Origin of the sequence: Klebsiella sp. MPUS7, from assembly GCF_009905335.1 — a bacterium.
GTDB lineage: Bacteria > Pseudomonadota > Gammaproteobacteria > Enterobacterales > Enterobacteriaceae > Klebsiella > Klebsiella grimontii.
Map to the genome: position 1 here is coordinate 2,690,015 of NZ_CP047604.1, position 24,533 is coordinate 2,714,547.

Below are 24,533 nucleotides of genomic sequence, written 5' to 3' on the forward strand. Positions count from 1 at the left end.
GCTTAATGCGTGATGTAGTTGCTGCAGCTTTTCCACGGAGACTGCATTTCCGCTAACAGATTTTTGTAGAGCTGATACTTATCCTGATAGACCTTGTTGTTGTCGGGGTTCGGCGTGACGGTTCGCGAGACGCGCACCATTGCATTTGAGGCGTCGAAAACGTCATCAAACCAGCCAACCATCACCGCCGCGGTCATCGCGGTGCCGAGCGTGCCGTGCTCTTTCACGTCGACAATTTCCAGCGTGGACTGAAAAATGTCGGCAAATACCTGTAACCAAACCGGAGAGTGGGTGACGCCGCCTGCAATCCGAATGGTGCGGCTTAACTGTGGGTTGATGTTGCGTAAACGTTCGGTGTGATAAAGGTGGCTGAAGGCGACGCCTTCATAGATAGCGCGCAGAAAATGCGCTTTTTTATGGAAACTATTCAGGCCGATAAACCCCGCAGAAGCATCCGGGATGGTGTTAGAGCCGAAGACAAACGGGAAGAACAGCAGGTGGCTCTCAGCGGGCGTCGTTGTGGAAACCAGCTCATTGCACAGATCGTAGACGGACATACCTTGCGCGGAAGCGGCCGCGCGATCGCCCTCCATAAAGTTATTGATAAACCACTCCAGATTGCTGGCGGAAGTGGGGCTGGCCTCGGTGATTAGCCATTTACCCTCAATCGGATAGATCGAGGTCATAAACAGATCCTGATCAATAACCGGATGGTCGGTCACGTATTCGTTAATGCTCCAGGTCCCGGTAATAATAGCCAGCTTATCCAACGTATTGATCCCGGAAGCCACGGAAGAAGCCGAGATATCAAAAACGCCGCCGGAAACCGGCGTCCCGGCGCACAAACCGGTCAGCTGCGCCACCTCGTCGGTTATGTAGCCGCAGCAATCGGTGGAGCGTTTAATCGGCGGAAGCTTGTCGCGCAGATCGCCGAGCCCCCACCAGGCCAGCAGCGAGGCGTCATAGTCGCGGTCGCGAACGTTAATCAGGTTGGTTCCTGAGATATCGGTAAGTTCGAGAAAGGCTTCACCGGTCAGGTAAAAACGAATCAGATCTTTGACCATGAAAATGTAGCGCGCTTTGTTCAGCGTTTCCGGCTCGTACTCTTTTAGCCAGGCGAGGAGGGCGACGGGCTGCCCGGCCCAGATGGACTGCATGGTTTTGGGCAAAATATCGCTAACGAACGTCGGCTCGCGGTACCACTTTTCAACCCAGGCCTTAGCCCGGCTGTCGGTGGAGATAATTCCGTTGCGCACCGGGGCACCGGTTTCATCCACCATATACAGCCCGTTGCCGTGGCCGGTTACCGCCACGCCTTTGATTTGGCTGGCGTCGATACCCGACTGCGCGATGGCTTTTTTAATGACTTCAACGTTAGCCGCCCAGAGTTCGTTGATATCGCGCTCGGTATGAAATTCTTTTGGCGTCAGCATTTGCGTTGACTGCGACGCGATAGCGACCACGTTGCCGCTTCGATCGTAAATCGCCGCTTTTGTAACGGTTCCGCCATTATCAATGCCCATGACATAGTGTTCTTTCATTCGCGTGGACTCCTTATGAGTTACCATAATCCGGGTTCGCTGCTGGTAATTCCTTTAAATCCGGCATGGAATATTTTATCTACAAGGTATTTCCGCTTAACAAAGCCTCCGGCGATGAATATCACGTCAAAGCCTTTTAAATTCCGGCTAATCAATTCCAGACACTGGCAGGCATATTCAGCAGGTAAGATCTCAATGGCATCCGGCGGGTTATGCTTAACAATATCGATGGACTGATCCAGCGAACGTGAGTCGATCAGCAGTACCCGAAAGATAGTTAACAATCCCTCTTTTTTTGCATGGCGTAGGGCCGAGAGATTGGAAGAAATAACACCATCAACCTTGTAGTAATTTTTGAGCAGACTAATCCCCGCCTGGTCGGGTTTAAAACCGCCCAATAGCTCCAGGTGAATAAGTACTTTTTTGCCGCTTTGATGACATTTACCAATCAGCGACTGTAAGTTGCCGATATTCGCTTCGGATAACAGTACGTATTCTGATGAACAAGACAGCGCCTGCTCAAAATGTTTATATTTTCTGACGGAAGGAATGATGGTGTTATTTAAGTGCATATTAATACCCGTATGTTTAAACCATGTAGAGGCTGTAAGCATCTTCCGCTGTGGCATTTTCATGGATGATGGCATTCAGACCTGCTACTACTTTTTCTGGCCGTGGGTCCTGCGTAATATTGCGACCCACCGCCACGCCTTTTGCTCCCACCTGCATACAGTGATGAACAAATTTAAAATAGCCGTCGATGCCGGTTTTAGGGCCGCCGAGCGCGAGCACCGGCACTCCGGCGGCTTCGACGATGAGTCTATCGTCTTCGGTACCGGTAAAGCGGGTTTTGATGACATCCGCGCCGAGCTCAACGGCGACGCGGGCCGAGGCGGCGATGATAGCCGGATTATTGGAGTCGTCGCTGGTGACGGGATAGCCATAGGGCAGAGATTCCACTATCAGCGGCATGCTCCAGCGATCGGCCGCCTGCGCCAGCTGCATGGCCATGATATGCGTTTTCTCTTCATTGAACGCGCCGGGGAAGGTCATGCACACCACGCCATCAGCAGCCACTTTCAGCGCATCTTCGATAGAAAAAACAGGGGTGGTATCGGGAACGGTATTATCAAAAATACTCACTGTGCTATCGACGCGTAATACAACGGGAACGCTGTTGAAAATTTCGCGAAAATTTTTCAACATACCCCAGGTCACCAGCGCGCAATCCAGGCCATTTTCGACCAGTACCGGGAGCTGCTTTATCGTATTATCAATACCATTTGTGTTGCTGGAAAAATAGTAGCCATCCAGCGCCAGAGTGACTGATTTACCATCTTTTGCGAAAATTCGGGAGAGACGACGTTCTTTAGACATTGATTAACTCCTGTGAGAGAAAAAAACAAAAAGGCCCTCAGAAACTTTCGTCTCTGAGGGCCTTCGATTCACTTACCCTTTTGATAATCGTTCAGTAAGCCAAACCATTATCAATTAATTTTTCAGCCTTATGGGTAGGGTTTAAATGGCGTTTAATTTAAATCCGTTCCCTTGCTTGAATTAATTACTAGCATGCCTGAGTTCTTTCTGTCTAGCCGTTGTTGATAAACTGAGATGCTTATCACGAATTAGATTTGAGTTTAATCTTATTAGTGCTGGCGCGCTTTGACACTAAAGCCCATTTTTATTGTGCTTATACCGAGAGCAAAGACTCTACCGCCAGCTGCGCCAGCAGCAGCAGAAAGGCGATCAGCGTCAGCCATTTCGCCGGATGCAGCTTGCGCTGCGGAATGGGAGTATTACGCAAACGTACAAACCATTGATTCATTTTCATTATTGACCTCCTGTCCCTGATGTCCATTAGCGAGAAGGGCAAAAATTGAATGCCGATCTAATTGCCTGATATTAATGGATTAGTCGGCAATAACCCATGAATAAATGAAGCTGGTTTAGCTTTCATTCAATAATTGGGACCTAAATCATATCCATAAAAACTAATGATAAGGGTCTGTCGATACGCGCGGTTGCAGACCCTCATCCGGTTTTCCGTTGTTTACAGGCAAGGTCTCTGCTGACTTCGGAGTTCATGGTCCCAGGGCGGGTTAGCTCCTGGCCTGGAAACCGTCACCGCGGCGGCGCGCATCCCCAGATCGACCGCGCGGCAAACCTGCTCACGTGACAGTGTCACTAGCTTCTCTTTTTCAAGAAGCCCGGCCTGCGAGAGGCTGGCGAGAATACCGGCATTCACCGTATCTCCCGCGCCGACGGTATCGGCCACCGCGACGCGAATCGCGGGCACGTGAAGATGAAAATCTGCGGTCCAGGCATCGGCGCCGTCTGCCCCGCGTGTAACCACAATAAGCTTTGGTCCCAGCGCCAGCCAGCGGCGGATGACCTCATGCTCTTCGCCGGGTTCGGCAAACCACGCGAGGTCTTCATCGGAAAGCTTGACGATATCCGCCAGCGCAATCATGCGCCTCATGCGCGCCAGGTGCTTCTGCCGATCCGCGATGAAAATTTCACGGATATTGGGGTCGAGGTACATCACCCGGCGCGGCGCCTCTCGCGCCATCAGCGTTTCATAAACGCTGCCGCACGGCTCCGCGATGAGGCTGATGCAGCCGAACAACACAGCGGCGACATCATCTCCGAGTTCCGGCAGGTCGCTTTCCCTCAGCATTCTGCCGGCGCTATTTTCATCGTAAAAGGTATAGCGGGCCTGACCGCCTACCAGCCTGACGAAGGCCAGCGTGGTTGGCAGCGGCGCGCGGGTTGAGGGCGAATAATCCACGCCGGATGCGTCAAGCGTGTGGCGCAGCATATCGCCCATAAAGTCATCCGATAAACCGGAAAACAGACTGACCGCCATCCCCTGACGGCCCAGGGCGACGGCGGTATTAAATGCCGCTCCGCCGACGCAGGGAGTAAAAGCGGGGTCATTTTCGCGGCTCTGGCAGGGCAGCATGTCGATGAGGGCTTCTCCGCAGCAGAGGATCATCAGTTATCTCCTTTACGTACCGTGACCACCGGCGGGGTTTCCAGCCGATCGGCGATCTGCATCCAGTTTTCGGCGAAGATCCCGCAGGCGGTCTTGATCTCGACGCCGACGGGGAGCTCCGGACACTCATTTTCGCCGTTGCTGCCCCAGTTAACCCATCCGGACTGGCGGCGCTGGACTATCTGAAACGCGCCGGAGGGGCGGGAGGTCCACCAGATCATCGCCCGGCCGCTAGCCGAATCATACTCGACGGTTTTACTGGCCGGCCCGGGGAAGATGGTTTCATCCGCGACGGCGGAAACGTTAACCGGCGAATCGGTCAACAGCCATTCCCGCTCGGTCAGATCGGCCCGAAGATGCGCTCGGGCGCGCACCTGACTCAGCCGTTCGCGAATCTCCGCTTCATCCAGCACGTGCTCCCAGCGACAGAACATCCGCCAGTAGAGATCCCAGTGGGCAGAAGCCATATCGGTGAGCTGTTCGCGGAATTCGGCAAATTTCGGGCTTTGATTTTCCGATGTGGCGACGGTATTGGCCACCATCGCCGCCAGCTCTTCGGCGTAGGGGTCGCCCGCGCGGTAGCGGGTGCCGCCGTAGGCCGCGAAGCGGTCGAACAGCAGGTTTCCCGGACCGCTCTCAAATTCGTCGCCGACGGTGATCTTGTTGGTCACCGAACGGCCGTTGATCACCGTCGAAAAGTCATCCACCCAGTAGCGCCGCTGAAACCACGGCGTGTTCCAGCTAAATTTCCAGTCGATGGCGAAGCGCTTACCGCGCAGCTCCGGTAATAACCCGTCGGGGATCGCGCCGCGCATGCGGTAGTGATGATAGACCGGACCCTGTTCAACGACCTCAATATCAACGACGGTATGCTCCGGCGGGTTAATCAGTCCGTTCTCCGGGGTAAAGAACGGACCGTAAAAACCGCCGATGGCGTTATTCCCCGAAGGAAGCAGTTCGACGCCGTCCTGCAGAGCGCGGAAATGGCGCAGCCCCCATTTTGATGAACCGACGCCCTGGGCGGTTCCCCGACACATTTCCAGATCGAAACAGCCGGTATTGAGGCGCGCAAAACAGTCGCTCTCCCGGCCGGGCAGCGTCTGGATACCGGATATGTCATCGACTTCAGCCGTCGTGAGCGGCCGGTCAAGCCGCATCTTAAGGGTACCGCTGAAGCTGACCGTCGCGATAAAAGCGGTACTGCTTACCGACGATTCATGCTCGAGGCGCTGGCAAAGGATCCGCTCGTCCTCGTCGGTAATGGCCCACCACAGAGGTTCCGCCAGCCTTTCCGGGAGGGTAAACGTAATCGGTTCGCGATCCCGGGGGCCATTCATCGGGTCCGTCAGGGTAATGTGGTATGTCATGGGCGTGTACTCCATCAGATTTTAAGCAAACGAAAACCCGCCGCCGATGCGGCGGATAAACAACGCGTCAGGGAAAGCTAGCGGGGACGGGCGATCTCTTTTTTCCGCCAGAAGGTAAACAGTTCCGGATGCTGCTTCAGTCCGTCAATCGCCACGGCGAGGATGATGACGATGCCTTTGATTAAGAGTTGGGTGAAAAAGGGCACGCTGAGCAGAATCAGACCGGTACTGAGTACGCCAAGTATTATCGAGCCAATCAGGGTGCCGATAATTCGCCCGCGGCCACCGGCGAGGCTGGTGCCTCCCAGGACAACGGCCGCAATGGCGTCCAGCTCATATCCCGTTCCGGCAGTAGGCTGGGCGGAAATCACCCTGGCGGCGAAGATAATGCCCGCCAGACCCGCGCAGACGCCGGCAATCATATACACCGCCGCCAGCACGCGTTTGACCCGTACGCCGGCCAGGCGTGCGGCCTGGGCGTTGCCGCCGACGGCGTAAATGTGACGGCCAAAGCGGGTGCGTTCGAGAATGAACCACGCCAGCAGGTAAACCACCAGCATGATAATGACCGGGATGGGGATCCCAATAAGATAGCCGTTGCCCAGCTCGCGGAAGCTAAGGCTACTCGAAACAATAGGCTGCCCTTCGGTAATGGTGTAGGCCATACCGCGCAGGAAGGTCATTGTCCCGAGGGTGACGATAAACGGCGCGAGGGCGAGATAGGCGGTGAGAACGCCGTTAAGCAGACCGCAGAGCGCGCCAACGCCAACCCCGGCCAGAATCGCCAGCGGCGCGGGGATCCCGGCCATCGCCGCCACCACCGAGACCACGCCGGATACGGCGACGATCGACCCGACGGATAAATCGATACCGCTGGTTAAAATGACGAACGTCATACCCGCCGCCAGAATGGCGTTGACGGAAATCGAACGGGCGATATTCAGCAGATTATCGACGCGGTTAAAGTTTGGCGCGAAGGTCGACATGAGGATCAGCAAAACCAGCAGGACGATTAAGATCCCCACCCGGTCCCACCATTTGGCAAAATCAAACGGCGCTTTGACCGGCAGTTCCGTCACAGGTTTATTGTTGTCCATGGCATTCTCCGGATTGACTGGTAAAGGTTCCTGTTGCGTGCAGCATCACTTCTTCTTCCGTGGCTGAACATGAGGGGAGCTGGTGGACGATTCGCCCGCCGCGCATGACCAGCACGCGGTCGCTGATGCCGATGGCCTCCGGCAAATCGGAAGAGATCACCAGGATGGCTTTGCCGGCGCGAGCGAGCCTGTCTATCAGCTCGTAAATTTCCCTTTTGGCGCCAATATCTACGCCGCGGGTCGGTTCATCGAGGATAAGCAGCCTCGAATCGCGCAGCAGCCAGCGCGCCAGCGCCGCTTTCTGCTGATTTCCGCCGGACAGGGCGCTGACGGGCAGTTCAACCGCGTTTTCCCGCAGCCGCAGCCTGCGCATCTGCTCAAGGACGGCGGCGCGGATGGTTTTGCGTTTAACCACGCCGCCGGCGACAAAGTTATCCAGCGAACTGATATCAATGTTGTGCTCAACCGAATGACCGAGAAACAGTCCCTGGGTTTTACGGTCTTCGGTCACCATTCCAATACCGTCGGCAATAGCGGCGGTGGGGTCTGACGGCTGGCTCTCCCTGCCGGCAAGGCGCACGCTTCCCTGGCTGCGCGGATCGGCGCCGAAGAGCAGGCGGGCAACTTCGGTTCGCCCGGAGCCCACCAGACCGGACATGCTCACCACTTCGCCCGCGCTGACCTCAAAGGAGACCGGGCCGGTCGCACTGCCTGCCAGATCCCGCACTTCCAGCAGGACGTCGCCGGGCGTACGCGGCTCGTGCTGATAGAGATCGACGATTTGCCGGCCGACCATCATGCGCACGATATCGGTGGTTGAGACGTTGCCGAGGTTTTCCGTGCCGATCCACGTGCCGTCGCGGAACACCGTGACCCGGTTTGCCAACTGCCACACCTCTTCCATGCGGTGCGAGATGTAGACCATGCCGACGCCGTCCTGGCGCATCTGCGCGATCAGCCGGTATAGCTGGAGAGTCTCCGCCCGCGACAGGGCGGCGGTCGGCTCATCAAGCACCAGTACTTTCGCGTTTTCACTGACGGCGCGGGCGATCTCCACCATTTGCTGACGCCCGATGCTCAATGACCCGAGCGGCGCCTGCGGGTCGATATCCGCGTTAATTCGATTCAGCTTCTCTTTGGCCTCCCGGTGCATCCGTTTGCGATCGAGAATACCGGCGAAAGAGGTGGGCTCCTGGCCGAGAAACAGGTTTTCCGCCACCGTCATATCCGGCACCGTGTTCAGCTCCTGGTGGATAATGGCGATACCATATTTGCGCGCGTCCCGGGGCGTGCGAATATCAATCGCTTGTCCATCAATAAAAATAACGCCGCTATCGCGCTGCTCGTTGCCGGAGAGGATTTTCATCAGCGTGGATTTACCCGCGCCGTTTTCCCCCATCAGGGCATGGACCTCTCCGGCGAATAAATCAAAGCGTACGTTGTTCAGCGCGAGCGTCGCGCCGTAGCGTTTTGAAATCCCTTCCAGCCTGAGTAAGGGAGGTGATGATATGTCGGCCATTGTCTTTGCCCTCAGGGATGAGCCTGAGGGTCATCCCGTTTGTTGCTGCTTAGAGTGACGATGTGATTACCAGCCCGGATAGCTACCCACGTTATCGCGGGTGACCAGTACGCTCGGGATCAAAACGGTACGGGAGGCGATCGGCTTACCGTCGACCATATCCTGAGCAAGCGATATGGCCTGGCGAACCATTTCTCCCGGGTTTTGCGTCGCGGTGCCGATAAAAGGCGAGCCGCCGCGCTTGAGTTCTTCAACCGCCTCCGGGCTACCGTCGACGCCGGTAACGTTGATCGCGCCCGCTTTGCCCGCCTGTTCAACCGCCAGCACCGCGCCAAGGGCCGAAGGATCGTTCATACCGAAAATACCGGAGACGTCCTGGTTGGCCGTGAGCATATCGGTGGTGACCATCAGGCCCGATGCGCGGTCGTTGCGCGATGCCTGCTGGCCGACAATTTTGATATCCGGGTATTTTTGCGCGACGTTTTTACAGCCTTTAATGCGGTCGATAATGGTCTGAATTGGGGTCCCATCGACCAGCAGCACTTTGCCTTTGCCGCCCATCTGGCTGAACAGGTACTCGCAGGAGGTCTCCCCGGCCTGAATGGCGTTGGTCATGATCGCCGCGTCAGCGCCTTTAGCGGGGGTATCGACTGCGATAACGATAATGCCGGCGGCTTTTGCCCGCTGTATCGCCGGTTCGATCCCGGACTCATCGACGGCGGAAATAATAATGAGATCCACTTTCTGCTGAATAAAAGCGTCAATCTGCGTGTTCTGGTTTGCCAGATCGACCTGCGCATCCTGGACATTAAGGGTTGCGCCGATTTTAGCCGCAGCCTGCTTAGCGTTTCTCTCCATCGCGGAGAAGAACGGGTTGGACATGTCCTGCACCATTAATCCGATACGGGCGATTTTTTTGCTTTCCTGCGGCGCGGCGCTGGCTGCGGGAGCCAAGCCTGTCATGGTGGTGATTACCGCGGCAACCGCGACAGCCAGCCATGCTTTACGAAGTTTGGTCATATTCTGCTCCTTTCATTTTCTTGTGGTACGAGGTACGGCCAGGTGTGGGGATGCCTCAGAAATAATCCCCTGATGTTGTTTTTTAATCGCGACTGAATAATTCAGCCGTTATTTAAAACGCTAAAACGATGAAAGAGTGGCGGCAAAATTGTTTCGCTCGGGTTAGCCGCTTTTTGGCTGGAAGGACAGAACCGCAAGAGCAATGTCTGTCGGCCCGTACAATGCCGTCTGGGCAGCCATCTCAATCGTGTCTTTTTAAGTGTTATAGGCTTTTCTACAGCCGCAGGACTGGCGAATCACCAGCTCGGCGGGAACTTTAAGTTGGGTCTCTATCTCGCCTTTTCCTTCCTGATTAATTAAGCGAATCAGCATCTCTGCCGCCTGCCTGCCGATCTCTTCACTGTTTTCATTGAGCACCGTGAGCGGTGGATTTAACAGCGGCGCCCAGTCGAATTCGTCATAGGCAATAAGGGCCATATCGCCGGGAATGGCTATCTGGCGCTGCTGGAGTTGGTTGAGCGAACCCAGCAGAATAGGGTTGTTCCCGGCAATAAGCACGTCCGGCAGCGCTTCCCCGCGCGCCAGATATTGGCTCAGTTTTTCAGAGGCCGACTGCGCGTCGTTTTCCGTTTCCAGGACTTCAAGCGTGGCGCCGCACTGCTCAGCGGCTTCGCGGATCCCGCGCTCGCGTTCAAAACGCGTGGTCCAGCGGTCCGGGTAGATCAGCAGCAGCCAGTTTTTATAGCCGTGCTGCGCCAGATGGTTCCCCACCAGCAGGCTGGCATGGTAATTGTCGGTGGTGACGCTGGGAAAATTGTGCTCGCCGCGGGGAGGAGAGTCGACAAAGACCACCGGGATATCCCATTTCGCCAGCAGGCTCAGGCTCTCCGGCTGGAGCGTCACCGTCGAAATGATCCCGGCCATCCGCGATTCGATCAGGCGGTTAATCATGCGATCTTCCTGCGCCCGGTCGTAGATCCCGTTTACCGCGATATCGCCAAGCACCACGGTCCACTGCGAAGGCTGCAGCATCTGCTGAATCCCGGACATCAGGTTGAGGTAGTAAGAGTTCGACGCATGGGCCGTAATCACCGCCACCGAGTCTCTGCTCGAACGGCGTAGCGCCTGTGCCGCGCGGTTAGGGACGTAGCCGAGCTCGCGCGCCACTTTTAAAATCAGCTCCCGGCTATCATCAGCTACGCCATCGCCACCGTTAAGCGCGCGTGAGACGGTGAACATTGAAAATCCCGTCGCCTCACTCACGTCCCGCATCGTCGCTTTTCGCATTTTTCGCTCTCTGCATTTATGAAAATTACCCGTGATATAAACGGTTATTTCCTTAACCTAAACGTTTATGAGACAAAACATAAACGTTTAGGTTTGTTTGATCAGTGAGCCGCTTCTCGTTTTGTGAACAGAAGGTAAACAATGCTGTTTATGAATGAATTCTCTGTATTTATTGATTTAATGCATGCCTTTACCCTTAGCCGCTTTGTTACGCTTAGGCCCATTCATTGGCGGTCAGACAGGGTAGTCGTGTTGGAAATCTTTTTTTAACCCACTGAAAAGTATCCTCTAAATATTTTTCACATCGCAAAAATCACGGTCCGTTATCGACGGATCCGCTTTTGTATAGGTTAAAAAAGGTTCACCATGAAAGTCACATGGAACGTCAGCCCCGTGGGCTACCAGCTGATTAGCAAATGCTGCCCCGCCTGTCATGGGCAGCAGGATTTCACCCCATCCGGCGCCTTCCGGGTCAATTCACAAAAAAAGATGCTTGATGTCTGGAGTATCTATCAGTGCGTCCGCTGCGCGTATACCTGGAACATCAGCCTGTTCTCTCGTTTACCGATCAGCAAAATCAATCCGCAGCTCTACGAGCGGCTTATCGCTAACGATAAATCTGCCGTCGAGGCTTATTCTCACGATCTGCTGGTGCTGCGGCGTAATCGCGCGTCGCCGTCAGGATCGCCTGAATTCATGGTCAAGGAGCGCTGGCGAATCAGCCTTGTTCGCGCTTCTCAGGTGAGAGTGGAGGTTACCGTCGCGCGAGCCTTTCAGACCAGCCTGCTATCGGTGCTGCGAAGTCAGCTGTGCCTTAGCGGTAGCGCTGTCCGTAAGCGCCTTGCGTCGGGAGATATCGGCGGCATCACCCTGAAGGCGTTGCGATCGCCCCGGCTGAGGCCGGAGGGATATACGCTTTATATCACCAGGGAGGTTCTCCTCGCCCGCAGGCGCATTCCGTTGTCTGCAGGCCCGGATCGCAGAAGACGATAGCCAATGTCCCCGGATAGTGGTTCTATCCGGGGAGCAGGCTCGCAAAAATGAGTGCGGATTGCCATAAGGGGAAAATTAACCTTGCCTTCATTACTGTGTATTTATACAGTTTGTAGCGGCGGCACGACGAGAATATCGATCGCGACAGCGAAGGGCTTGGCGGATGCCGCGACGGCTAATTCCGTTGACCAGGGAGTGAATGAGATTTATGGATACGCGTAAAGAAGTGTTGTTTGTGCTCATCGAGGAGTATGCCGACTGGGAGTTTGCCCTGCTGGCGCCAGGGCTGCGGCGGGGGTTTGGCATATGGGCGCCGCAGTATGATGTCAGGACCGTTGCCGCGGATGCGGGGCCGGTGATGTCCATTGGCGGGGTCCGTTGCCTGCCGGATTATACCTTCGAGACGATACCCGATGATTACGCCGCGCTGGTGTTGGTGGGCAGTATGAACTGGTGGGGAGAAGAGGCCCGGCGGGTGGTGCCGCTGGTAGAGCAAGCGCAGGCCCGGCAGATCGTGGTTGGCGCGATATGCGATGCTTCGGCATTCCTCGGCGCGCACGGCTTTCTCAATGATGTCGACCACACCTCGAACGGGCTGGCCTACCTGCAGAACAGAGCGGGCCCCGCCTACAGCGGCGCTGCGCGCTACCGAAGCGTGCCTTCGGTTCGCGACGGCAATCTGGTGACCGCCAATGGGGTTGGCTTTGTGGATTTTACCTGCAATATGCTGGCGGCATTAAACGCGACGCAGGCGGGCGAAATCGAAGCGATGCGGGCGGCGTTTACGTCGGGAATGTTTACTGAAGGCTGAGTCAGAAACGACCGCTGCTGTACGGCAACGGGCTGAAACAAAATGCCTTTCTCGTGGGCGCGCCGTGAATGACCGGTGAGCGCCGAAGGTGAAACAGGCGGCACGAGCCCTGCGCGATGTTCAGCAACGCGCAGGGTTTCGCCATGCGCGAACCCTGCCTTAACCTCCCGTTCTGCGGGCTTAGCCTGCGTTTGCGTAATACACAAACGCCAGCTTATTGCCGTCCGGATCTCTGACGTAGGCGCTGTGGAAGCCCTCACCGTACTGCGGACGGTGTCCAGGGGCGCCTTCATCAGTTCCCCCGAGGTTCAGCGCCAGCTGATGCAGCTGCTGAATATGATCAACTGAACGAGCGTTCAGCGCTACCATCACGCCGTTACCCGTCGTCGCCTGCTGCTGGTTAAACGGTCTGCCAACGCACAGTCCGATGGTGCTGTTTCCGCTGAATGTCCCCCACGATGCGCCTTCATCGCTCCGACCGCTCTGGGGATGCCCCAGCATTGCCATCAGCGGGTCGTAAAAACGCAGCGCGCGCGGCAGATCGTTGGTGCCGAGCATGATGTAAGAAAACATGGCTCCTCCTCATAGTTGGTCTGAAGGTCGATGCCAATCTAGCAGCAAGGAGGAGGCCATGCAGGCCGGGGGGCTAAAAATCATACCTTCATCGCGATTATTCCGCGATTTTGCCCGTGCGCGAGCTGGCGACTCAGCTCAGGTCGTGCAGATCTTTCTCGTTTGGCGGCAGCAACGCTATATCGTGGAAATTAACCCGTAGTCCGCTACGCTGCGGCGTGCAGCACATGACGCCGATCTTCACCGCTCCGCTGGGAAAAGGGCACAGCCGCAGCAGCGGCCACTGACGGCCATCCGTAGAGTACTGCAGGCGCAGCGCTTCCCCCCGACGGGTCAGACGCAGCCAAAATTCGCCGGGGTCGCCCGGGAAAACACCGGTCGCCCAGTCTGATTTCCCCTGCGTCAATACGCTGCCGATAGCGGGCGCGCCGTCATTGTACTCAATACCGGCCTTGAGCCAGCGTTGCGCGTCCTGCATAAGCAGGATCCCCGCCTGGTCATACAGGGTGCTGAAGTCGGCGCGGACCCGCACCTGAAAGGTGAAATCCGCTGCGGCCTCCGTCGCGTAGATATGGCCGGAGAAGCGCTCAAATCCGTACCAGGTTTCGCGCCAGAAGTCGGTTTGCGCATCGGTGACTACGCGGAGTACGCCGTCCTCTTCCGACCATGTCGCGGGTTCGTTAATCCAGTGAAATACCTGATGCATTAGGCCTCCTGTGTTTGCTGAATAAGCGTTAAAAAGCGCAGCGTGTCCTCGTCTGCCTGCTGAGCGAGGCGCGCGTCCCATGCCGGGCTGTCGGCATCGCAAAAACCGTGCAGCGCATTGAACATCCGGCAGGTCACGGAGGGAATTTTCTCCAGCTCGTTTTGCATGACGCGGGGATCGAACGCCGGTTCATCGCGGGCGATGATAACAAGCGTCGGGCAGGGGGGCGCAACGTCGCTGTACAGGCGGATCCGCGATCCATAATGGCACACCGCGGCGTCGCAGAGCCCGCTCCTGGCGGCCAGCCAGGCTAAAGTGGCGCCCACGCTGTAGCCGATAAGAATTAGCGTGCCGTATTTCGCTCTAAGCTCGGCCAGCAGCGACACAATGGCGGCGGTATCAAATCCGACGTTATCGGAAAAGTGGCGCCAGGCCTCGTCCTGCTGGTCATAAGCAAAAGGCGCAGAGTGGGGAAAAAGCGCGGGCGTAAAGACAGCGTAACCGCGGCTTCTCCAGGTCGCGGCGGTTCGCTGAATATGCGCGTTGAGGCCATAGATTTCATGCAGCAGGACGATGGCTTTATCGCAATCAGGTAACATAAACGCGCCTCTGGCGGACAAAATAGGGTTTATTACCGGTCGGATGGACAGTTTATCAGGGCTGAAGCCTGTAGTATAAACCTACCGCCCGGCAGGTTGCTCGTGCATTAAGGTCTTTGATTTTCCTTCGCGGACGATCGCCACGATGCGGCATGACATCAAGGTACCGTTATTTTTTTAGCTTATCTTTTACCCCGTTAGCGAGGCCGTATGAATGTGAACCGTGCCGATATGGCCGACCTTATCTATTTTTGCGCCATCGCGCGCCATCATAGTTTTAGTAAGGCTGCCGTCGAACTTGGGGTGAGCGCCTCGACCCTAAGCCACGCCCTGAAGGGGTTTGAGGCGCGGCTGGGCGTACGCCTGCTGAACCGCACGAGCAAAAGCGTCACCCTGACGGCGGCAGGCGAGAGCCTGGCCAGCGCGGTAAGCGAGCCGGTCGCCTCCATCGATGCCGCGATGGAACAGCTCAACCAGTTCCGCGATTCGCCGGCGGGGCATATTCGGCTTAACGTCGCCGTTGAGGCCGCCACGCTGCTGCTGGCTCCGGTACTGCCGGTTTTTGCCGAACGTTATCCCGATATTGAGCTGGATATCGTGGCCAGCAATCGCATTGTCGACGTCACGGAACAGCGCTTCGACGCCGGGATCCGCTATGGCGGAACCGTGCCGGAAGATATGGTGGCGCAGCGCCTGTCCGCCGATGTGCGCTGGGTGGTCGCGGCGTCGCCGGAATATCTTGCCCGCTTTGGCGAACCCCGGCATCCCAACGATCTTCACCAGCACCGCTGCGTCAGCAATCGTCTGGGAAACAACCGGATTTATAAATGGGAGTTTGAACGCGGCGAAGAGCAGCTCACCGTCAAAGTGCCGCCGCTGTTAACGGTCGATCTGGCGGAGACGGGCGTAGTGGCCATTCTGCAGGGGTTCGGCCTGATGTACCTGCCGGAACCGCTGATAGCAGAGCACGTCAGCGCCGGGCGCCTGCGTCTGGTGCTGACCGACTGGGCCTCATACGGACCGGGATTCTATATCTATTACTCCAGCCGTCATCAGCTTCCCACCGGGCTGCGCCTGTTAATCTCCCTTGTGCGGGAAATGAAGCCGCTCGGTCTGTAGCCCGATTGATGAAAATAACTCACAGCCCCATTCGATAGCGAGGGCTGGCTCCTTCTTATTCCGCGCCTTAACCTGTGGCAAAAGAGAAGGAGAGCTTGATGAACTATTCGCACCGCTGTATTCCCGGTCTGTTCTGGCTTTTGGCCGTCACCGCGTTTCTGTTTAGCTTTACCCCTACCAGCCGTGCCGCCGAGGCTAACACGCTGGTTATTGTCTCCCATCCTTATCCTGAACAATCGGTCATGACCAAAGGTCTGGAGGAGGCTGCGCGAAGCGTGCCCGGCGTGACCGTACGCAATCTCGAGGCGCTTTACGGCTTTGACAGCCGAAACATCAATGCCGATGAAGAGCGACGGCTTATGCGGGAACACGCGCGCGTCGTTTTTATTTTCCCGACCCACTGGTTCAACATCACGCCGATGATGAAGGCCTGGCTGAACAATACCTGGGGTAGCGTGGGGCCGGGGATATGGCAGGGCAAAGAGATGATGATCGTGACGACGGCCGCGGGAGGTGAATCCACCTACGGCGAGTCCGGGCGGATCGGCGTCAGCCTGGCCGACGTCTTTACGCCGATGAAGGCCAGCGCGCTGCATGCGGGCATGACCTGGCTTCCCCCGCTGGCTTTTGAGAATGCCAGCCGCCGCCGGCTTCCTGAGTACCAGCGCCAGCTGGTGGAAAGGTTGACGAATTAATATGCCGATGAGGAATTTATCGTGAAAGCTTTTATTACCGCTGCCGCCATGTCGTTGATGCTGGGCGCTCCCGTCCTGGCTGAAGAAAAAAGAGGTGAAAAAATGGCTCTATTTAGCCCAACCCAGTTGTCCGTTGAAGATGTTCAATCCGTCGCGCCCGCGCTTGCCCGTTTCGGCAGCGAGGTGCTGACAGAGGATCTCTGGGCGCGAAATGAACTCTCGCGCCGCGATCGCAGCATCGTGACCGTAGCGATCCTTATCGCCCGTCACCAGCCCGCGGAGCTAAAACATTACGTTGACGTTGCCCTGGATAACGGGGTCACAGCGGCTGAAATCTCCGAGATCGTTACTCATCTGGCTTTTTATTCCGGCTGGCCTAACGCGATGTCCGCCGTTGCGGTGACGAAAGATATTTTTATCGCGCGCGGTATTGGCCGCGAGCAGCTGGCTTCGGCGTCCCCGGAGCTGCTTCCTCTTAATCAGGCGATGGAAAAGCAGCGCTCAACAACGGTAGAGCAGAACGTCGGCGCGATTTCCCCCGGGCTGGTGAAGTTCACAACGCAACCGCTGTTTCTTGACCTGTGGCAGCGCCCGGGGCTGAAGCCGCGCGACCGCAGCCTGGTGACGGTCAGCGCGCTGATTGCCGCCGGGCAAAGCGCGCAAATTGGCTACCACCTTAACCGGGCGATGGATAACGGCCTCACCGCGGAAGAGGCGGGAGAGGTCGTTGCGCATGCCGCTTTCTATGCCGGCTGGCCAAACGCCTTTTCGGCGGTAGCGGTGGTCAGTGAAGTCCTGCGCGCTCGCGGCCTGGCAGGGTGAGCGGATGTTCAACTCTCTTAGCGCCACGCTAATCATTTTTATGGCAACAACGGGCGCGGCATTCTCTGCCGGGCAGGAGAACGGAGTGAAGATTCAGTTTGCGTTTAACGCAACGACGGTAGTCGGTTTGCTGGATGAGAGCGCAGCGGCTAATGAGTTCCTGGCACAGCTGCCGATGACGGTGAAGCTTGAGGATTATGGTTCCACGGAAAAAATCGCCTGGCTGCCGGCTAAGTTGCGCCAGGCGGATCCTGGCGCATCGCTAACCCCACGGCGCGGCGACATCGCCTATTACGCGCCGTGGGGCAATCTGGCCATTTTTCGCGAGGATTTTCGCCAATCGTCCGGGCTGATAAAGCTTGGCCGGGTGGTCGAGGGGCTTAAATCGCTTGACCAGCCGGGCACAGCGACGGTGACCATCAGCCGGTATGTTGAGTAGGCATAGCGCGTTAAATAAACAGATCGTTATTTCACTTCAGCATGATGAATGAAACTGTCCAGGCTCTGGACAGTTTCATTGCGTTGCGATATCCCATTCTGCCGTAGCCATTGCCGCCCGCTGAGGATTATCTGCCAACCGCGCCTCCCGCATCGGCGAAAATCATCTACACTTTTCCAGCCAGGTCGTTTTCAAACCTAACGAGACACTATCGTCATCGGACAGAACATCCAGCCTTTACCCCCGACTAACTGCAGGCGTCAGGCCCGCAGCCTTGTTTTCTCAATAGAGGAGTTTGTAACATGGCATTTGTGACAACCAAAGACGGCGTCAATATTTTCTTTAAAGACTGGGGCCCGAAGGAGGCGCAGCCGATCGTATTTCATCACGGCTGGCCGTTGAGCGCCGATGATTGGGATAACCAGATGCTGTTTTTCCTGGCAGAAGGCTTCCGGGTGATTGCGATTGACCGACGCGGTCACGGTCGTTCCGATCAGGTAAGTGAAGGTCATGATATGGACCATTATGCCGCCGATGCTTCGGCGGTGGCGGAACATCTGGATCTGCATAACGCCGTGCATATCGGCCATTCTACCGGCGGCGGGCAGGTTGCGCGCTACGTTGCGCAGTATGGTCAGCCGCAGGGGCGTGTGGCCAAAGCGGTGCTGATCAGCGCGGTTCCGCCGCTGATGGTAAAAACGGAGAGTAATCCTGGCGGTACGCCAATCGAGGTATTTGATGGTTTTCGCAAAGCGCTGGCCGCCAACCGCTCACAGTTTTATCTCGACGTGGCGTCCGGGCCGTTCTACGGCTTTAACCGCGATGGCGCGGAGGTGTCGCAGGGCACCATTCAGAACTGGTGGCGTCAGGGAATGACCGGCAGCGCGAAGGCGCATTATGATGGGATTAAGGCGTTTTCTGAAACGGACCAGACCGAGGATTTAAAAGCCATTACGCTACCGGTGCTGGTGATGCAGGGCGATGACGATCAGGTTGTGCCTTATCAAAACGCCGCCATTCTGCAGGATAAGCTGCTGCCGAACAGCCAGCTAAAAATTTACCCCGGCTTTCCGCACGGTATGCATACCTCGCACGCCGATGTCATTAACGCCGATCTGCTGGCGTTTATCCGCGCGTAGCTGCGGGATAAGAAAGGCCGCCATCCGGCGGCCTTATCACACACTTCAGGCCTGATTCAGGCTTTCATGCTGGAGGATTTTCAGCATTTCATCCTTCAACAGAAGTTTTTCTTTCTTCATATGTACGAGCTCGAGACTGTATCCTTTGCCATCGACTCCTTCTATGCGGGAAATGTCGTGATCGAGTGCATTATGTTTTTCGAATAGCGACTGAAAGCGCGGGTGCGTGGTTTTCAATCGAGAAATTAGCTCTCTGTATTCTGGAAACATGTACCTTCCTTGTTGATGGTGATAAGTGTGTACGCTGACACACACATTCAGATTACCCATATGAATAAAATGGTAATGAGAACGAAGTCGCGTTTATGTTACATACCCATTGAATCTCAGGGGCCGGAAGCGGCCTGGAGGCATAGATGACAGTTGAAGAACCCACCATTGCGCTGATAGGCCCGGGCGCAATTGGTACCACCATCGCCGCTGCGCTGCACGAGGTTGGCCGTACGCCTCTGGTATGCGGTCGCCGCGCGCACCCGCAGCTGTCGCTGCGTTTCGATGGCGGGAAGATTGTGGTGCCGGGGCCCGTCGTGACGGAACCGGCATCGGTCGTCGCGCCGTTCGACCTGGTCTTTGTGGCGGTAAAAGCGACGCAAATTACGGCGATTGCGCCGTGGTTGAAAGCGCTATGCCACGATCGCACGGTTGTCTGCGTGCTCCAGAACGGCGTTGAACAAAAGACGCAGTTCGCACCGTACGTAGCGGAAGCGACCGTGCTGCCATCGGTCGTCTGGTTCCCGGCGCAGCGTGAACCCGAGGCGTCAGTCTGGCTGCGGGCGAAACCGCGGCTGACGCTGCCCGATGTCCAGGGGGCTGAACGGGTGAAGCATGCGCTACGGGACACCCGCTGTGAAGTGGACGTTAGCGCTGATTTCCTCTCCGTTGCGTGGCGGAAACTGCTGCAAAATGCGGTCGCTGGTCTGATGGTGCTGACGGGGAGGCGGGCAGGGATGTTTGCCCGCGAAGATATCACGGCGCTGGCTTTAGCCTATCTGCAGGAGGGGCTGACGGTGGCGCGCGCCGCAGGCGCCAGCCTGGGCGACGGCGTGCCGCAGGAAATTCTCGCCGGTTTCCATCGCGCGCCCCCGGATTTAAGCACTTCAATACTTACGGATCGCGAGGCCGGGCTGCCGCTGGAGTGGGATATTCGCAACGGGGTCGTGCAGCGATATGGTCGTATTCACCATATCCCCACGCCGCTCAGCGATGTGATTGTGCCGCTGCTGGCCGCCGCCAGCGACGGCCCGGGCTAAAGGCGCGGGACACTACCGTGATAACGTTTCCCGGGATCAGATTGATTCCGCCAGCCGGTCGACAACCACGTTGCCGCTATTATCAAACTGGGTGATGCGGTAATTCACGCAATAGGAACGACGGGTGGTAAATTGATTGAATAACGCCACCCGGCCTTTTTTATCGCCATTTTTATTCACAATAATCCATTCGGTGACGTCCGTTGAATTAACTTTATCGCTGCTGGCGTCCTGTTGTTCGACCAGACGATCCTCTTTTTCTACCTTCAAAAAATCACGTAACATTTATTTATCTCCACTCATCATTGTTTTTAACAATACTCTTTTTATCGATTCATTCAATTAAACATTTTAATCAATGATATTGATTATTAGCCTGAGATGAAATGTGCTGATGATATATTTAACTTATTGTTTATAATAAATAAAATTCGTCACGACCTTGTGGGGAATGCATTTTTTTCCATAAGCAGCGGTATTCCCTTTGAAGAGTTTATATGTGACAACGTCACTTTATCGTCCCCGGCACGATCCTCTTACAGATATTATTTCTGTTGCCTGAAAGTCACCGGTGTACTGCGCCGTTATCGCGTTTTAAATATCTACCGCCCTCACAGATAGAAATTTTATATGACCGATGCGAACTTGATCACTTGACTGGTCAAGTGGGGCGGGCCTATGTTGAAAGCACCTTCTTATCCGTTCCGGGGAGTAAGTAACATGGGCATCATTCGAACGTTAAACGGGGATATTTCCGCTCATCAGCTGGGTGTCACCTACAGCCACGACCATATCTACTGTATTCCGCCCTATTGGGCCGAGCGTCAGGATGACGATCTGTTACTCGACGATCCACAGGCATCAGAGCGTGAATTAAGCGATTTTCGTGAGGCGGGCGGCCGCGCCATCTATGACGCCACCGCGCCGGACTATGGTCGTCAGGCCGCAGCCGTCGCCGCCATGGCGCAGCGCCAGCAGCTGCACATCATCGCCACCGCCGGTTTCAACAAAGGTTTTCTCTGGAGCAGCAAGCGGCCAGGCTCAGCGCAGACTTTTGCCGAGTGGATCGAACATTCAGAGATTGATGAACTGGTTGAGCACGTCTGTCGCGAGGTCACAGAGGGAATAGAGGGCACCGCGCATCGGGCCGGCGTGGTGAAGTGCGGCACCGGCTACAACACCATTTCCCCGCTGGAAGAAAAAACCATGGAGGTGATCGTTCGCGCCCAGCAGCGCACCGGCGCGCCAATGCACAGCCATACGGAAATGGGGACGATGGGACTCGAGCAGGCGCGGATCTTCAAAAAATGGGGGCTGGATTTATCCCGCTTATGTTTTGCCCATATGGATCGCAACCCCGATCCCTGGCTGCACCGTCAGATCGCCAACACCGGGGCGTTTCTCTCTTTCGACGGTATCAGCCGCATCAAATACCACCCTGAGCATATCCGCACCCAGGCCATCCTGGCGCTGTGCCAGCGGGGTTATCAAAAACAGATCTTAATCGGCGGTGATTTTGCCCGTAAATCAATGAGCGCGCACTACGGCAAGGGGGGGCTGGGGCTGAAGTTCATCCTTAACGACTGGCGGCCAAGGTTCCTTGAAGAGGCGCGGGAAGCCGGATTTGACGGCGAAGCGCTGCTGCACGATTTTTTCGTCGACAACCCGGCTCGTTACCTCGCTTTTGCCTGAGGAGGCGTGATGAAGCTGCATCATTTAAACGAACGCGAGGCCAGGCGGGCGCTACAAAAGGCGCGGATAGCCTTATTGCCGCTCGGCGCCGTCGAACCGCACGGCGACCACCTGCCGCTGGATACCGATAACCTGCTGGCCGAGCGGTTCTGCGCGCTGCTTGATGACCAACTGGGCGAGTGCGCCCTGAGCCTGCCGGTCGTTTCCTACAGCCAGGTCTGGTCCCTGCGCGGCCACGCGGGCGCGATTGATATCGGTAATGAGCGGCTGACCTCGCTGCTGGTGTCGCTGGCGGAAAACATGGCCAGCTACGGTATCACCACCACGGCGGTGATTAACGCGCATTACGGTAATTTCGACGCCATTAAAGCCGCTTCCCGTCAGCTTAAGGAGCAGGGCATCACGCTACTTGGCTACAGCTGGGCGGGGATGGATGAGGAGGTAAAAAAGCGGCAAACCTCGGCGGTGGCTTATCCCGGTTATATGCATGCCGACGAAGTCGAGACCTCATTGATGCTGGCGCTGGCGCCGGAATTCGTCAACATGACAAAAGCTCGGCAACACTATCCTGATTTTCCGCAGAATTTTCGTTATCAGCCGATACCCTGGACCGCGTTCTCTGATTATGCGGTGCTGGGCGATCCGACTGCCGCCAGCGAAGAGAAAGGGCGCGCGTTTGTCCAACGGGCGCTGGAGACCACGCTGGTTTCCATCCGCCAGCATTTAGCGCAAGGAGCCTCTCATGATTGAGCGTCAGGCAATAAACGTCGACTGTGCGGCCAACAGCCCGGAAGAGGCCATCCGCGAGGCGGGGAACGCGCTGTGCCGCGCGGGAGCCTGCAGCCCGCAATACGTCCAGGCAATGGTCGATAGCTACCGCGAGCTGGGCCCCTATTTTGTCATTGCCCCCGGGCTGGCCCTGCCGCATGCCCGCCCGGAACAGGGGGCGATGAAAGCGCAGATCAGCGCGATCAGGCTGCGCGAACCGCTGGCGTTTGGTCATGCGGAAAACGATCCGGTGCAGGTGGTGCTGGGCCTGTCGGCAACCAGCAGCGATGCGCATATCCGCCTTATCCAGCATATCGTCACCGTACTCAGCGATGAAAATAACCTGCATACCCTGATGCATTCTCGCGACCCAGAACAACTTTATCGGCTGTTAGCCAGCGGCTCGCAGCGTTTGTAGCGTGATTAACACGGAGTGAATAGCGATGAAAATTCTGACAGTCTGTGGTTTAGGTATGGGCTCCAGCCTGATTTTAAAAATGAACGTTGAGGCGGTGTTAAAACAGCACGGGATTCAGGCCTCCGTGGAACATATGGATGTCTCTTCCGCCGCGTCGGCCAACGCCGATGTGGTGATAACCAACGCGGAACTGGTAGATAACCTTAAGCATCTGTCCTGCCCGGTGGTGGTGGTGAACAACTATATCGACAACGCGGAAATCACCGCGGCGCTGACGCAGGCGAACATTCTGCCCGCGGGAGAGCCATCATGAGCGAGTTTCTTGGCGTACTGCGCTGGATAACCATCAATATCTTTGGTGAAGCGTCGATTTTAATTGGCCTGATTGTCTTGCTCGGCCTGGTGCTGCAAAAGAAATCGCTGGCGGATATTGTGTCCGGCACGCTGAAGGGGATCCTGGGCTTTCTGATCATCGGCGCGGGGGCCGGGATTATCGTCTCCGCGCTGTTGATATTTCAACCGATCTGGACCGAAGTCTTCGGGCTGAGCTCGATGAACCTGACCAATATTATCGGCCAGGCGCGCTTCAGCGAACGCTACGGCAGCAGCGTGACCATCGCCATTGCCGGCGGATTCGCCATTAATTTGCTGCTGGCCCGGCTGACGCGCTTTAAGTACATCTACCTGACCGGACATATGATGTTCTGGACCACGATGATCTTTGCCGGAGTGATGGTGAACACCGCGCCCGCTATTTCCGCAGTACAGCTGACGCTGATGCTGACGGTTATTATGGGCGTGTACTGGACCTTACAGCCCGCGCTGGTTCAGCCCTGGGTGCGGAAAATCACCGGTAACGACAACGTGGCCCTGGGGCATACTTCCGCCTCGGTCGCGCTGCTGGGGGCGATTTTCGGCCAGATATTTGCCCGCAACAAAATCAGCTCCGAGGATATTAAAGTTCCTAAAAAGCTCGGTTTTTTGCGCGATTCCAACGTAGTGACCGCGTTAACCATGGCGCTGTTGTTCTTTATTGGCACCTTTATTCTGCAGATAAAAGGTACGCCGAAAGCCGCGGAGATCCTGGCGCAATCCGGCGATCTGAGCTTCTACATTTATGCCCTCAAACAATCGCTGATGTTTACCGGCGGCATCGCCGTGGTGCTGCTCGGCGTACGGATGTTTATTGGCGAAATGGTGCCGGCGTTTAACGGCATCGGCTCGCGGCTGGTCCCCGGCGCAAAACCGGCGCTCGACTGCCCGATACTGTTCAACTTTGCGCCAAACGCGGTGGTGCTGGGGTTTGTCGGCGCGTTTGTTGGCTCGCTGCTGTGGCTGACCCTGATAGGCCGCTATACCGGCTACGTCTTTATTCCCAGCATGATCGTGATTTTCTTTCACGCCGGGACGGCGGGGGTCTTCGGCAATATTACCGGAGGCTATAAAGGCGCGCTGCTGGCGGGGTTTATCACCTCCACCGTGGTCGCCTGGGGGCAGTATTTCTGCGTCACCGGCTTTATCGACAGCACGATCCCGGATACCGCGCTGTGGGCGGGCGACAGCGATATGTTTGTCCTCGCGCCGGTCATTCATCTTTTAACCCGCATGCTGACGTTCTGATAT

At 56.4% G+C, this 24,533-nt stretch carries 28 protein-coding genes; 13 read left to right on the forward strand and 15 right to left on the reverse strand.

Translation table 11 applies throughout. From position 1 onward, the window contains the following. Window positions 1–2: 2 nt before the first annotated feature. From GUC22_RS12645 to GUC22_RS12685, 10 genes are all read right to left on the reverse strand, one after another. Window positions 3–1,541, reverse strand: coding sequence for an FGGY-family carbohydrate kinase (locus GUC22_RS12645; RefSeq protein ID WP_004136338.1), 1,539 nt, complete (start codon window positions 1,539–1,541; stop codon window positions 3–5). A 20-nt stretch (window positions 1,542–1,561) separates the two neighbouring features. Beyond that, window positions 1,562–2,113, reverse strand: a complete 552-nt coding sequence (locus GUC22_RS12650; RefSeq protein WP_004136340.1) for a glycerol-3-phosphate responsive antiterminator — start codon at window positions 2,111–2,113, stop codon at window positions 1,562–1,564. A 16-nt stretch (window positions 2,114–2,129) separates the two neighbouring features. Next, window positions 2,130–2,918 carry a class I fructose-bisphosphate aldolase gene (locus tag GUC22_RS12655; protein WP_004136342.1) on the reverse strand — a complete coding sequence of 263 codons (789 nt, stop codon included), beginning with the start codon at window positions 2,916–2,918 and terminating at the stop codon, window positions 2,130–2,132. 313 nt (window positions 2,919–3,231) lie between these two features. Then, window positions 3,232–3,372, reverse strand: coding sequence for a hypothetical protein (locus GUC22_RS27280; protein ID WP_165775014.1), 141 nt, complete (start codon window positions 3,370–3,372; stop codon window positions 3,232–3,234). Between the two features lie 219 nt (window positions 3,373–3,591). Continuing rightward, window positions 3,592–4,536, reverse strand: coding sequence for a carbohydrate kinase family protein (locus GUC22_RS12660; protein WP_064362157.1), 945 nt, complete (start codon window positions 4,534–4,536; stop codon window positions 3,592–3,594). Further along, window positions 4,536–5,903 (reverse strand): hypothetical protein, encoded by a 1,368-nt coding sequence (locus tag GUC22_RS12665; protein ID WP_049100439.1) that lies wholly within the window; start codon window positions 5,901–5,903, stop codon window positions 4,536–4,538. Before GUC22_RS12665 ends, GUC22_RS12660 begins: the two co-directional genes overlap by 1 nt. A 77-nt stretch (window positions 5,904–5,980) precedes the next feature. Further along, window positions 5,981–7,000 (reverse strand): ABC transporter permease subunit, encoded by a 1,020-nt coding sequence (locus GUC22_RS12670; protein WP_004120114.1) that lies wholly within the window; start codon window positions 6,998–7,000, stop codon window positions 5,981–5,983. Next, window positions 6,987–8,519 (reverse strand): sugar ABC transporter ATP-binding protein, encoded by a 1,533-nt coding sequence (locus GUC22_RS12675; RefSeq protein ID WP_004136348.1) that lies wholly within the window; start codon window positions 8,517–8,519, stop codon window positions 6,987–6,989. Before GUC22_RS12675 ends, GUC22_RS12670 begins: the two co-directional genes overlap by 14 nt. 66 nt (window positions 8,520–8,585) lie before the next feature. Next, window positions 8,586–9,539, reverse strand: coding sequence for an ABC transporter substrate-binding protein (locus tag GUC22_RS12680; protein ID WP_160183543.1), 954 nt, complete (start codon window positions 9,537–9,539; stop codon window positions 8,586–8,588). A 255-nt stretch (window positions 9,540–9,794) separates the two neighbouring features. Next, window positions 9,795–10,826 (reverse strand): LacI family DNA-binding transcriptional regulator, encoded by a 1,032-nt coding sequence (locus GUC22_RS12685; RefSeq protein WP_160183544.1) that lies wholly within the window; start codon window positions 10,824–10,826, stop codon window positions 9,795–9,797. 366 nt (window positions 10,827–11,192) lie between these two features. Between GUC22_RS12685 and GUC22_RS12690 the strand changes: the two genes are divergently transcribed. Continuing rightward, a complete protein-coding gene (locus GUC22_RS12690) occupies window positions 11,193–11,819 on the forward strand; it encodes a DUF1062 domain-containing protein (protein WP_064371774.1) in 627 nt (208 codons plus the stop codon). A gap of 208 nt (window positions 11,820–12,027) precedes the next feature. After that, on the forward strand, window positions 12,028–12,630 hold the full coding sequence (locus GUC22_RS12695) for a DJ-1/PfpI family protein (protein ID WP_155037206.1): 603 nt from the start codon (window positions 12,028–12,030) through the stop codon (window positions 12,628–12,630). Window positions 12,631–12,810: 180 nt separating this feature from the next. Here GUC22_RS12695 and GUC22_RS12700 read toward each other — a convergent pair whose 3' ends face one another. The 3 genes from GUC22_RS12700 to GUC22_RS12710 form a co-directional block, all read right to left on the reverse strand. Next, a complete protein-coding gene (locus GUC22_RS12700) occupies window positions 12,811–13,203 on the reverse strand; it encodes a VOC family protein (RefSeq protein WP_004136358.1) in 393 nt (130 codons plus the stop codon). Between the two features lie 133 nt (window positions 13,204–13,336). Beyond that, window positions 13,337–13,909 (reverse strand): DUF1349 domain-containing protein, encoded by a 573-nt coding sequence (locus tag GUC22_RS12705; protein WP_004136360.1) that lies wholly within the window; start codon window positions 13,907–13,909, stop codon window positions 13,337–13,339. Continuing rightward, the gene (locus GUC22_RS12710; RefSeq protein ID WP_004136362.1) at window positions 13,909–14,508 is read right to left on the reverse strand and encodes a dienelactone hydrolase family protein; all 600 of its coding nucleotides are present in this window, start codon (window positions 14,506–14,508) and stop codon (window positions 13,909–13,911) included. Before GUC22_RS12710 ends, GUC22_RS12705 begins: the two co-directional genes overlap by 1 nt. A 210-nt stretch (window positions 14,509–14,718) precedes the next feature. Between GUC22_RS12710 and GUC22_RS12715 the strand changes: the two genes are divergently transcribed. From GUC22_RS12715 to GUC22_RS12735, 5 genes are all read left to right on the forward strand, one after another. Beyond that, window positions 14,719–15,627, forward strand: a complete 909-nt coding sequence (locus GUC22_RS12715; protein WP_004136364.1) for a LysR family transcriptional regulator — start codon at window positions 14,719–14,721, stop codon at window positions 15,625–15,627. Between the two features lie 98 nt (window positions 15,628–15,725). Then, window positions 15,726–16,322: an NAD(P)H-dependent oxidoreductase gene (locus tag GUC22_RS12720; protein ID WP_024358121.1), complete on the forward strand. Its 597-nt coding sequence runs from the start codon at window positions 15,726–15,728 to the stop codon at window positions 16,320–16,322. Window positions 16,323–16,343: 21 nt separating this feature from the next. After that, a complete protein-coding gene (locus tag GUC22_RS12725) occupies window positions 16,344–17,144 on the forward strand; it encodes a carboxymuconolactone decarboxylase family protein (protein ID WP_154932979.1) in 801 nt (266 codons plus the stop codon). 4 nt (window positions 17,145–17,148) lie between these two features. Next, window positions 17,149–17,583, forward strand: coding sequence for a cyclophilin-like fold protein (locus GUC22_RS12730; protein WP_024358123.1), 435 nt, complete (start codon window positions 17,149–17,151; stop codon window positions 17,581–17,583). Window positions 17,584–17,885: 302 nt separating this feature from the next. Beyond that, entirely contained in the window at window positions 17,886–18,722 is an 837-nt protein-coding gene (locus tag GUC22_RS12735) for an alpha/beta fold hydrolase (RefSeq protein WP_004136371.1), read from the forward strand. Window positions 18,723–18,767: 45 nt separating this feature from the next. Here GUC22_RS12735 and GUC22_RS12740 read toward each other — a convergent pair whose 3' ends face one another. Further along, entirely contained in the window at window positions 18,768–18,992 is a 225-nt protein-coding gene (locus GUC22_RS12740) for a YdcH family protein (RefSeq protein ID WP_004136373.1), read from the reverse strand. A 146-nt stretch (window positions 18,993–19,138) separates the two neighbouring features. On the opposite strand from GUC22_RS12740, the gene GUC22_RS12745 reads away from it, so the two are divergent. Beyond that, entirely contained in the window at window positions 19,139–20,032 is an 894-nt protein-coding gene (locus GUC22_RS12745) for an oxidoreductase (protein ID WP_064342724.1), read from the forward strand. A 36-nt stretch (window positions 20,033–20,068) separates the two neighbouring features. On the opposite strand, the gene GUC22_RS12750 is transcribed toward GUC22_RS12745, so the two are convergent. Then, window positions 20,069–20,317 (reverse strand): hypothetical protein, encoded by a 249-nt coding sequence (locus GUC22_RS12750; protein ID WP_004136375.1) that lies wholly within the window; start codon window positions 20,315–20,317, stop codon window positions 20,069–20,071. A 435-nt stretch (window positions 20,318–20,752) separates the two neighbouring features. Between GUC22_RS12750 and GUC22_RS12755 the strand changes: the two genes are divergently transcribed. From GUC22_RS12755 to GUC22_RS12775, 5 genes are read left to right on the forward strand one after another with little or no spacing between them, the layout of a single operon-like run. After that, window positions 20,753–21,724: a phosphotriesterase gene (locus GUC22_RS12755; protein ID WP_024358125.1), complete on the forward strand. Its 972-nt coding sequence runs from the start codon at window positions 20,753–20,755 to the stop codon at window positions 21,722–21,724. A gap of 9 nt (window positions 21,725–21,733) precedes the next feature. Further along, window positions 21,734–22,474 (forward strand): creatininase family protein, encoded by a 741-nt coding sequence (locus tag GUC22_RS12760; protein ID WP_024358126.1) that lies wholly within the window; start codon window positions 21,734–21,736, stop codon window positions 22,472–22,474. Continuing rightward, window positions 22,467–22,910 (forward strand): PTS sugar transporter subunit IIA, encoded by a 444-nt coding sequence (locus GUC22_RS12765; protein WP_004136382.1) that lies wholly within the window; start codon window positions 22,467–22,469, stop codon window positions 22,908–22,910. The genes GUC22_RS12760 and GUC22_RS12765 overlap by 8 nt, the downstream gene beginning before the upstream one ends. A 25-nt stretch (window positions 22,911–22,935) precedes the next feature. Beyond that, the gene (locus GUC22_RS12770) at window positions 22,936–23,223 is read left to right on the forward strand and encodes a PTS sugar transporter subunit IIB (RefSeq protein WP_004136384.1); all 288 of its coding nucleotides are present in this window, start codon (window positions 22,936–22,938) and stop codon (window positions 23,221–23,223) included. Next, entirely contained in the window at window positions 23,220–24,530 is a 1,311-nt protein-coding gene (locus GUC22_RS12775; protein ID WP_049089761.1) for a PTS ascorbate transporter subunit IIC, read from the forward strand. Before GUC22_RS12770 ends, GUC22_RS12775 begins: the two co-directional genes overlap by 4 nt. Window positions 24,531–24,533: the final 3 nt, after the last annotated feature.

Coding starts and splice junctions, on each gene's coding strand:
- GUC22_RS12715 (WP_004136364.1), top strand. CDS start 14,719: ATGAATGTGAACCGTGCCGATATGGCCGACCTTATCTATTTTTGCGCC.
- GUC22_RS12655 (WP_004136342.1), bottom strand. CDS start 2,918: ATGTCTAAAGAACGTCGTCTCTCCCGAATTTTCGCAAAAGATGGTAAA.
- GUC22_RS12745 (WP_064342724.1), top strand. CDS start 19,139: ATGACAGTTGAAGAACCCACCATTGCGCTGATAGGCCCGGGCGCAATT.
- GUC22_RS12670 (WP_004120114.1), bottom strand. CDS start 7,000: ATGGACAACAATAAACCTGTGACGGAACTGCCGGTCAAAGCGCCGTTT.
- GUC22_RS12665 (WP_049100439.1), bottom strand. CDS start 5,903: ATGACATACCACATTACCCTGACGGACCCGATGAATGGCCCCCGGGAT.
- GUC22_RS12705 (WP_004136360.1), bottom strand. CDS start 13,909: ATGCATCAGGTATTTCACTGGATTAACGAACCCGCGACATGGTCGGAA.
- GUC22_RS27280 (WP_165775014.1), bottom strand. CDS start 3,372: ATGAAAATGAATCAATGGTTTGTACGTTTGCGTAATACTCCCATTCCG.
- GUC22_RS12710 (WP_004136362.1), bottom strand. CDS start 14,508: ATGTTACCTGATTGCGATAAAGCCATCGTCCTGCTGCATGAAATCTAT.
- GUC22_RS12750 (WP_004136375.1), bottom strand. CDS start 20,317: ATGTTACGTGATTTTTTGAAGGTAGAAAAAGAGGATCGTCTGGTCGAA.
- GUC22_RS12770 (WP_004136384.1), top strand. CDS start 22,936: ATGAAAATTCTGACAGTCTGTGGTTTAGGTATGGGCTCCAGCCTGATT.
- GUC22_RS12680 (WP_160183543.1), bottom strand. CDS start 9,539: ATGACCAAACTTCGTAAAGCATGGCTGGCTGTCGCGGTTGCCGCGGTA.
- GUC22_RS12650 (WP_004136340.1), bottom strand. CDS start 2,113: ATGCACTTAAATAACACCATCATTCCTTCCGTCAGAAAATATAAACAT.
- GUC22_RS12660 (WP_064362157.1), bottom strand. CDS start 4,536: ATGATCCTCTGCTGCGGAGAAGCCCTCATCGACATGCTGCCCTGCCAG.
- GUC22_RS12645 (WP_004136338.1), bottom strand. CDS start 1,541: ATGAAAGAACACTATGTCATGGGCATTGATAATGGCGGAACCGTTACA.
- GUC22_RS12685 (WP_160183544.1), bottom strand. CDS start 10,826: ATGCGAAAAGCGACGATGCGGGACGTGAGTGAGGCGACGGGATTTTCA.
- GUC22_RS12700 (WP_004136358.1), bottom strand. CDS start 13,203: ATGTTTTCTTACATCATGCTCGGCACCAACGATCTGCCGCGCGCGCTG.
- GUC22_RS12755 (WP_024358125.1), top strand. CDS start 20,753: ATGGGCATCATTCGAACGTTAAACGGGGATATTTCCGCTCATCAGCTG.
- GUC22_RS12730 (WP_024358123.1), top strand. CDS start 17,149: ATGTTCAACTCTCTTAGCGCCACGCTAATCATTTTTATGGCAACAACG.
- GUC22_RS12775 (WP_049089761.1), top strand. CDS start 23,220: ATGAGCGAGTTTCTTGGCGTACTGCGCTGGATAACCATCAATATCTTT.
- GUC22_RS12690 (WP_064371774.1), top strand. CDS start 11,193: ATGAAAGTCACATGGAACGTCAGCCCCGTGGGCTACCAGCTGATTAGC.
- GUC22_RS12675 (WP_004136348.1), bottom strand. CDS start 8,519: ATGGCCGACATATCATCACCTCCCTTACTCAGGCTGGAAGGGATTTCA.
- GUC22_RS12695 (WP_155037206.1), top strand. CDS start 12,028: ATGGATACGCGTAAAGAAGTGTTGTTTGTGCTCATCGAGGAGTATGCC.
- GUC22_RS12760 (WP_024358126.1), top strand. CDS start 21,734: ATGAAGCTGCATCATTTAAACGAACGCGAGGCCAGGCGGGCGCTACAA.
- GUC22_RS12720 (WP_024358121.1), top strand. CDS start 15,726: ATGAACTATTCGCACCGCTGTATTCCCGGTCTGTTCTGGCTTTTGGCC.
- GUC22_RS12735 (WP_004136371.1), top strand. CDS start 17,886: ATGGCATTTGTGACAACCAAAGACGGCGTCAATATTTTCTTTAAAGAC.
- GUC22_RS12740 (WP_004136373.1), bottom strand. CDS start 18,992: ATGTTTCCAGAATACAGAGAGCTAATTTCTCGATTGAAAACCACGCAC.
- GUC22_RS12765 (WP_004136382.1), top strand. CDS start 22,467: ATGATTGAGCGTCAGGCAATAAACGTCGACTGTGCGGCCAACAGCCCG.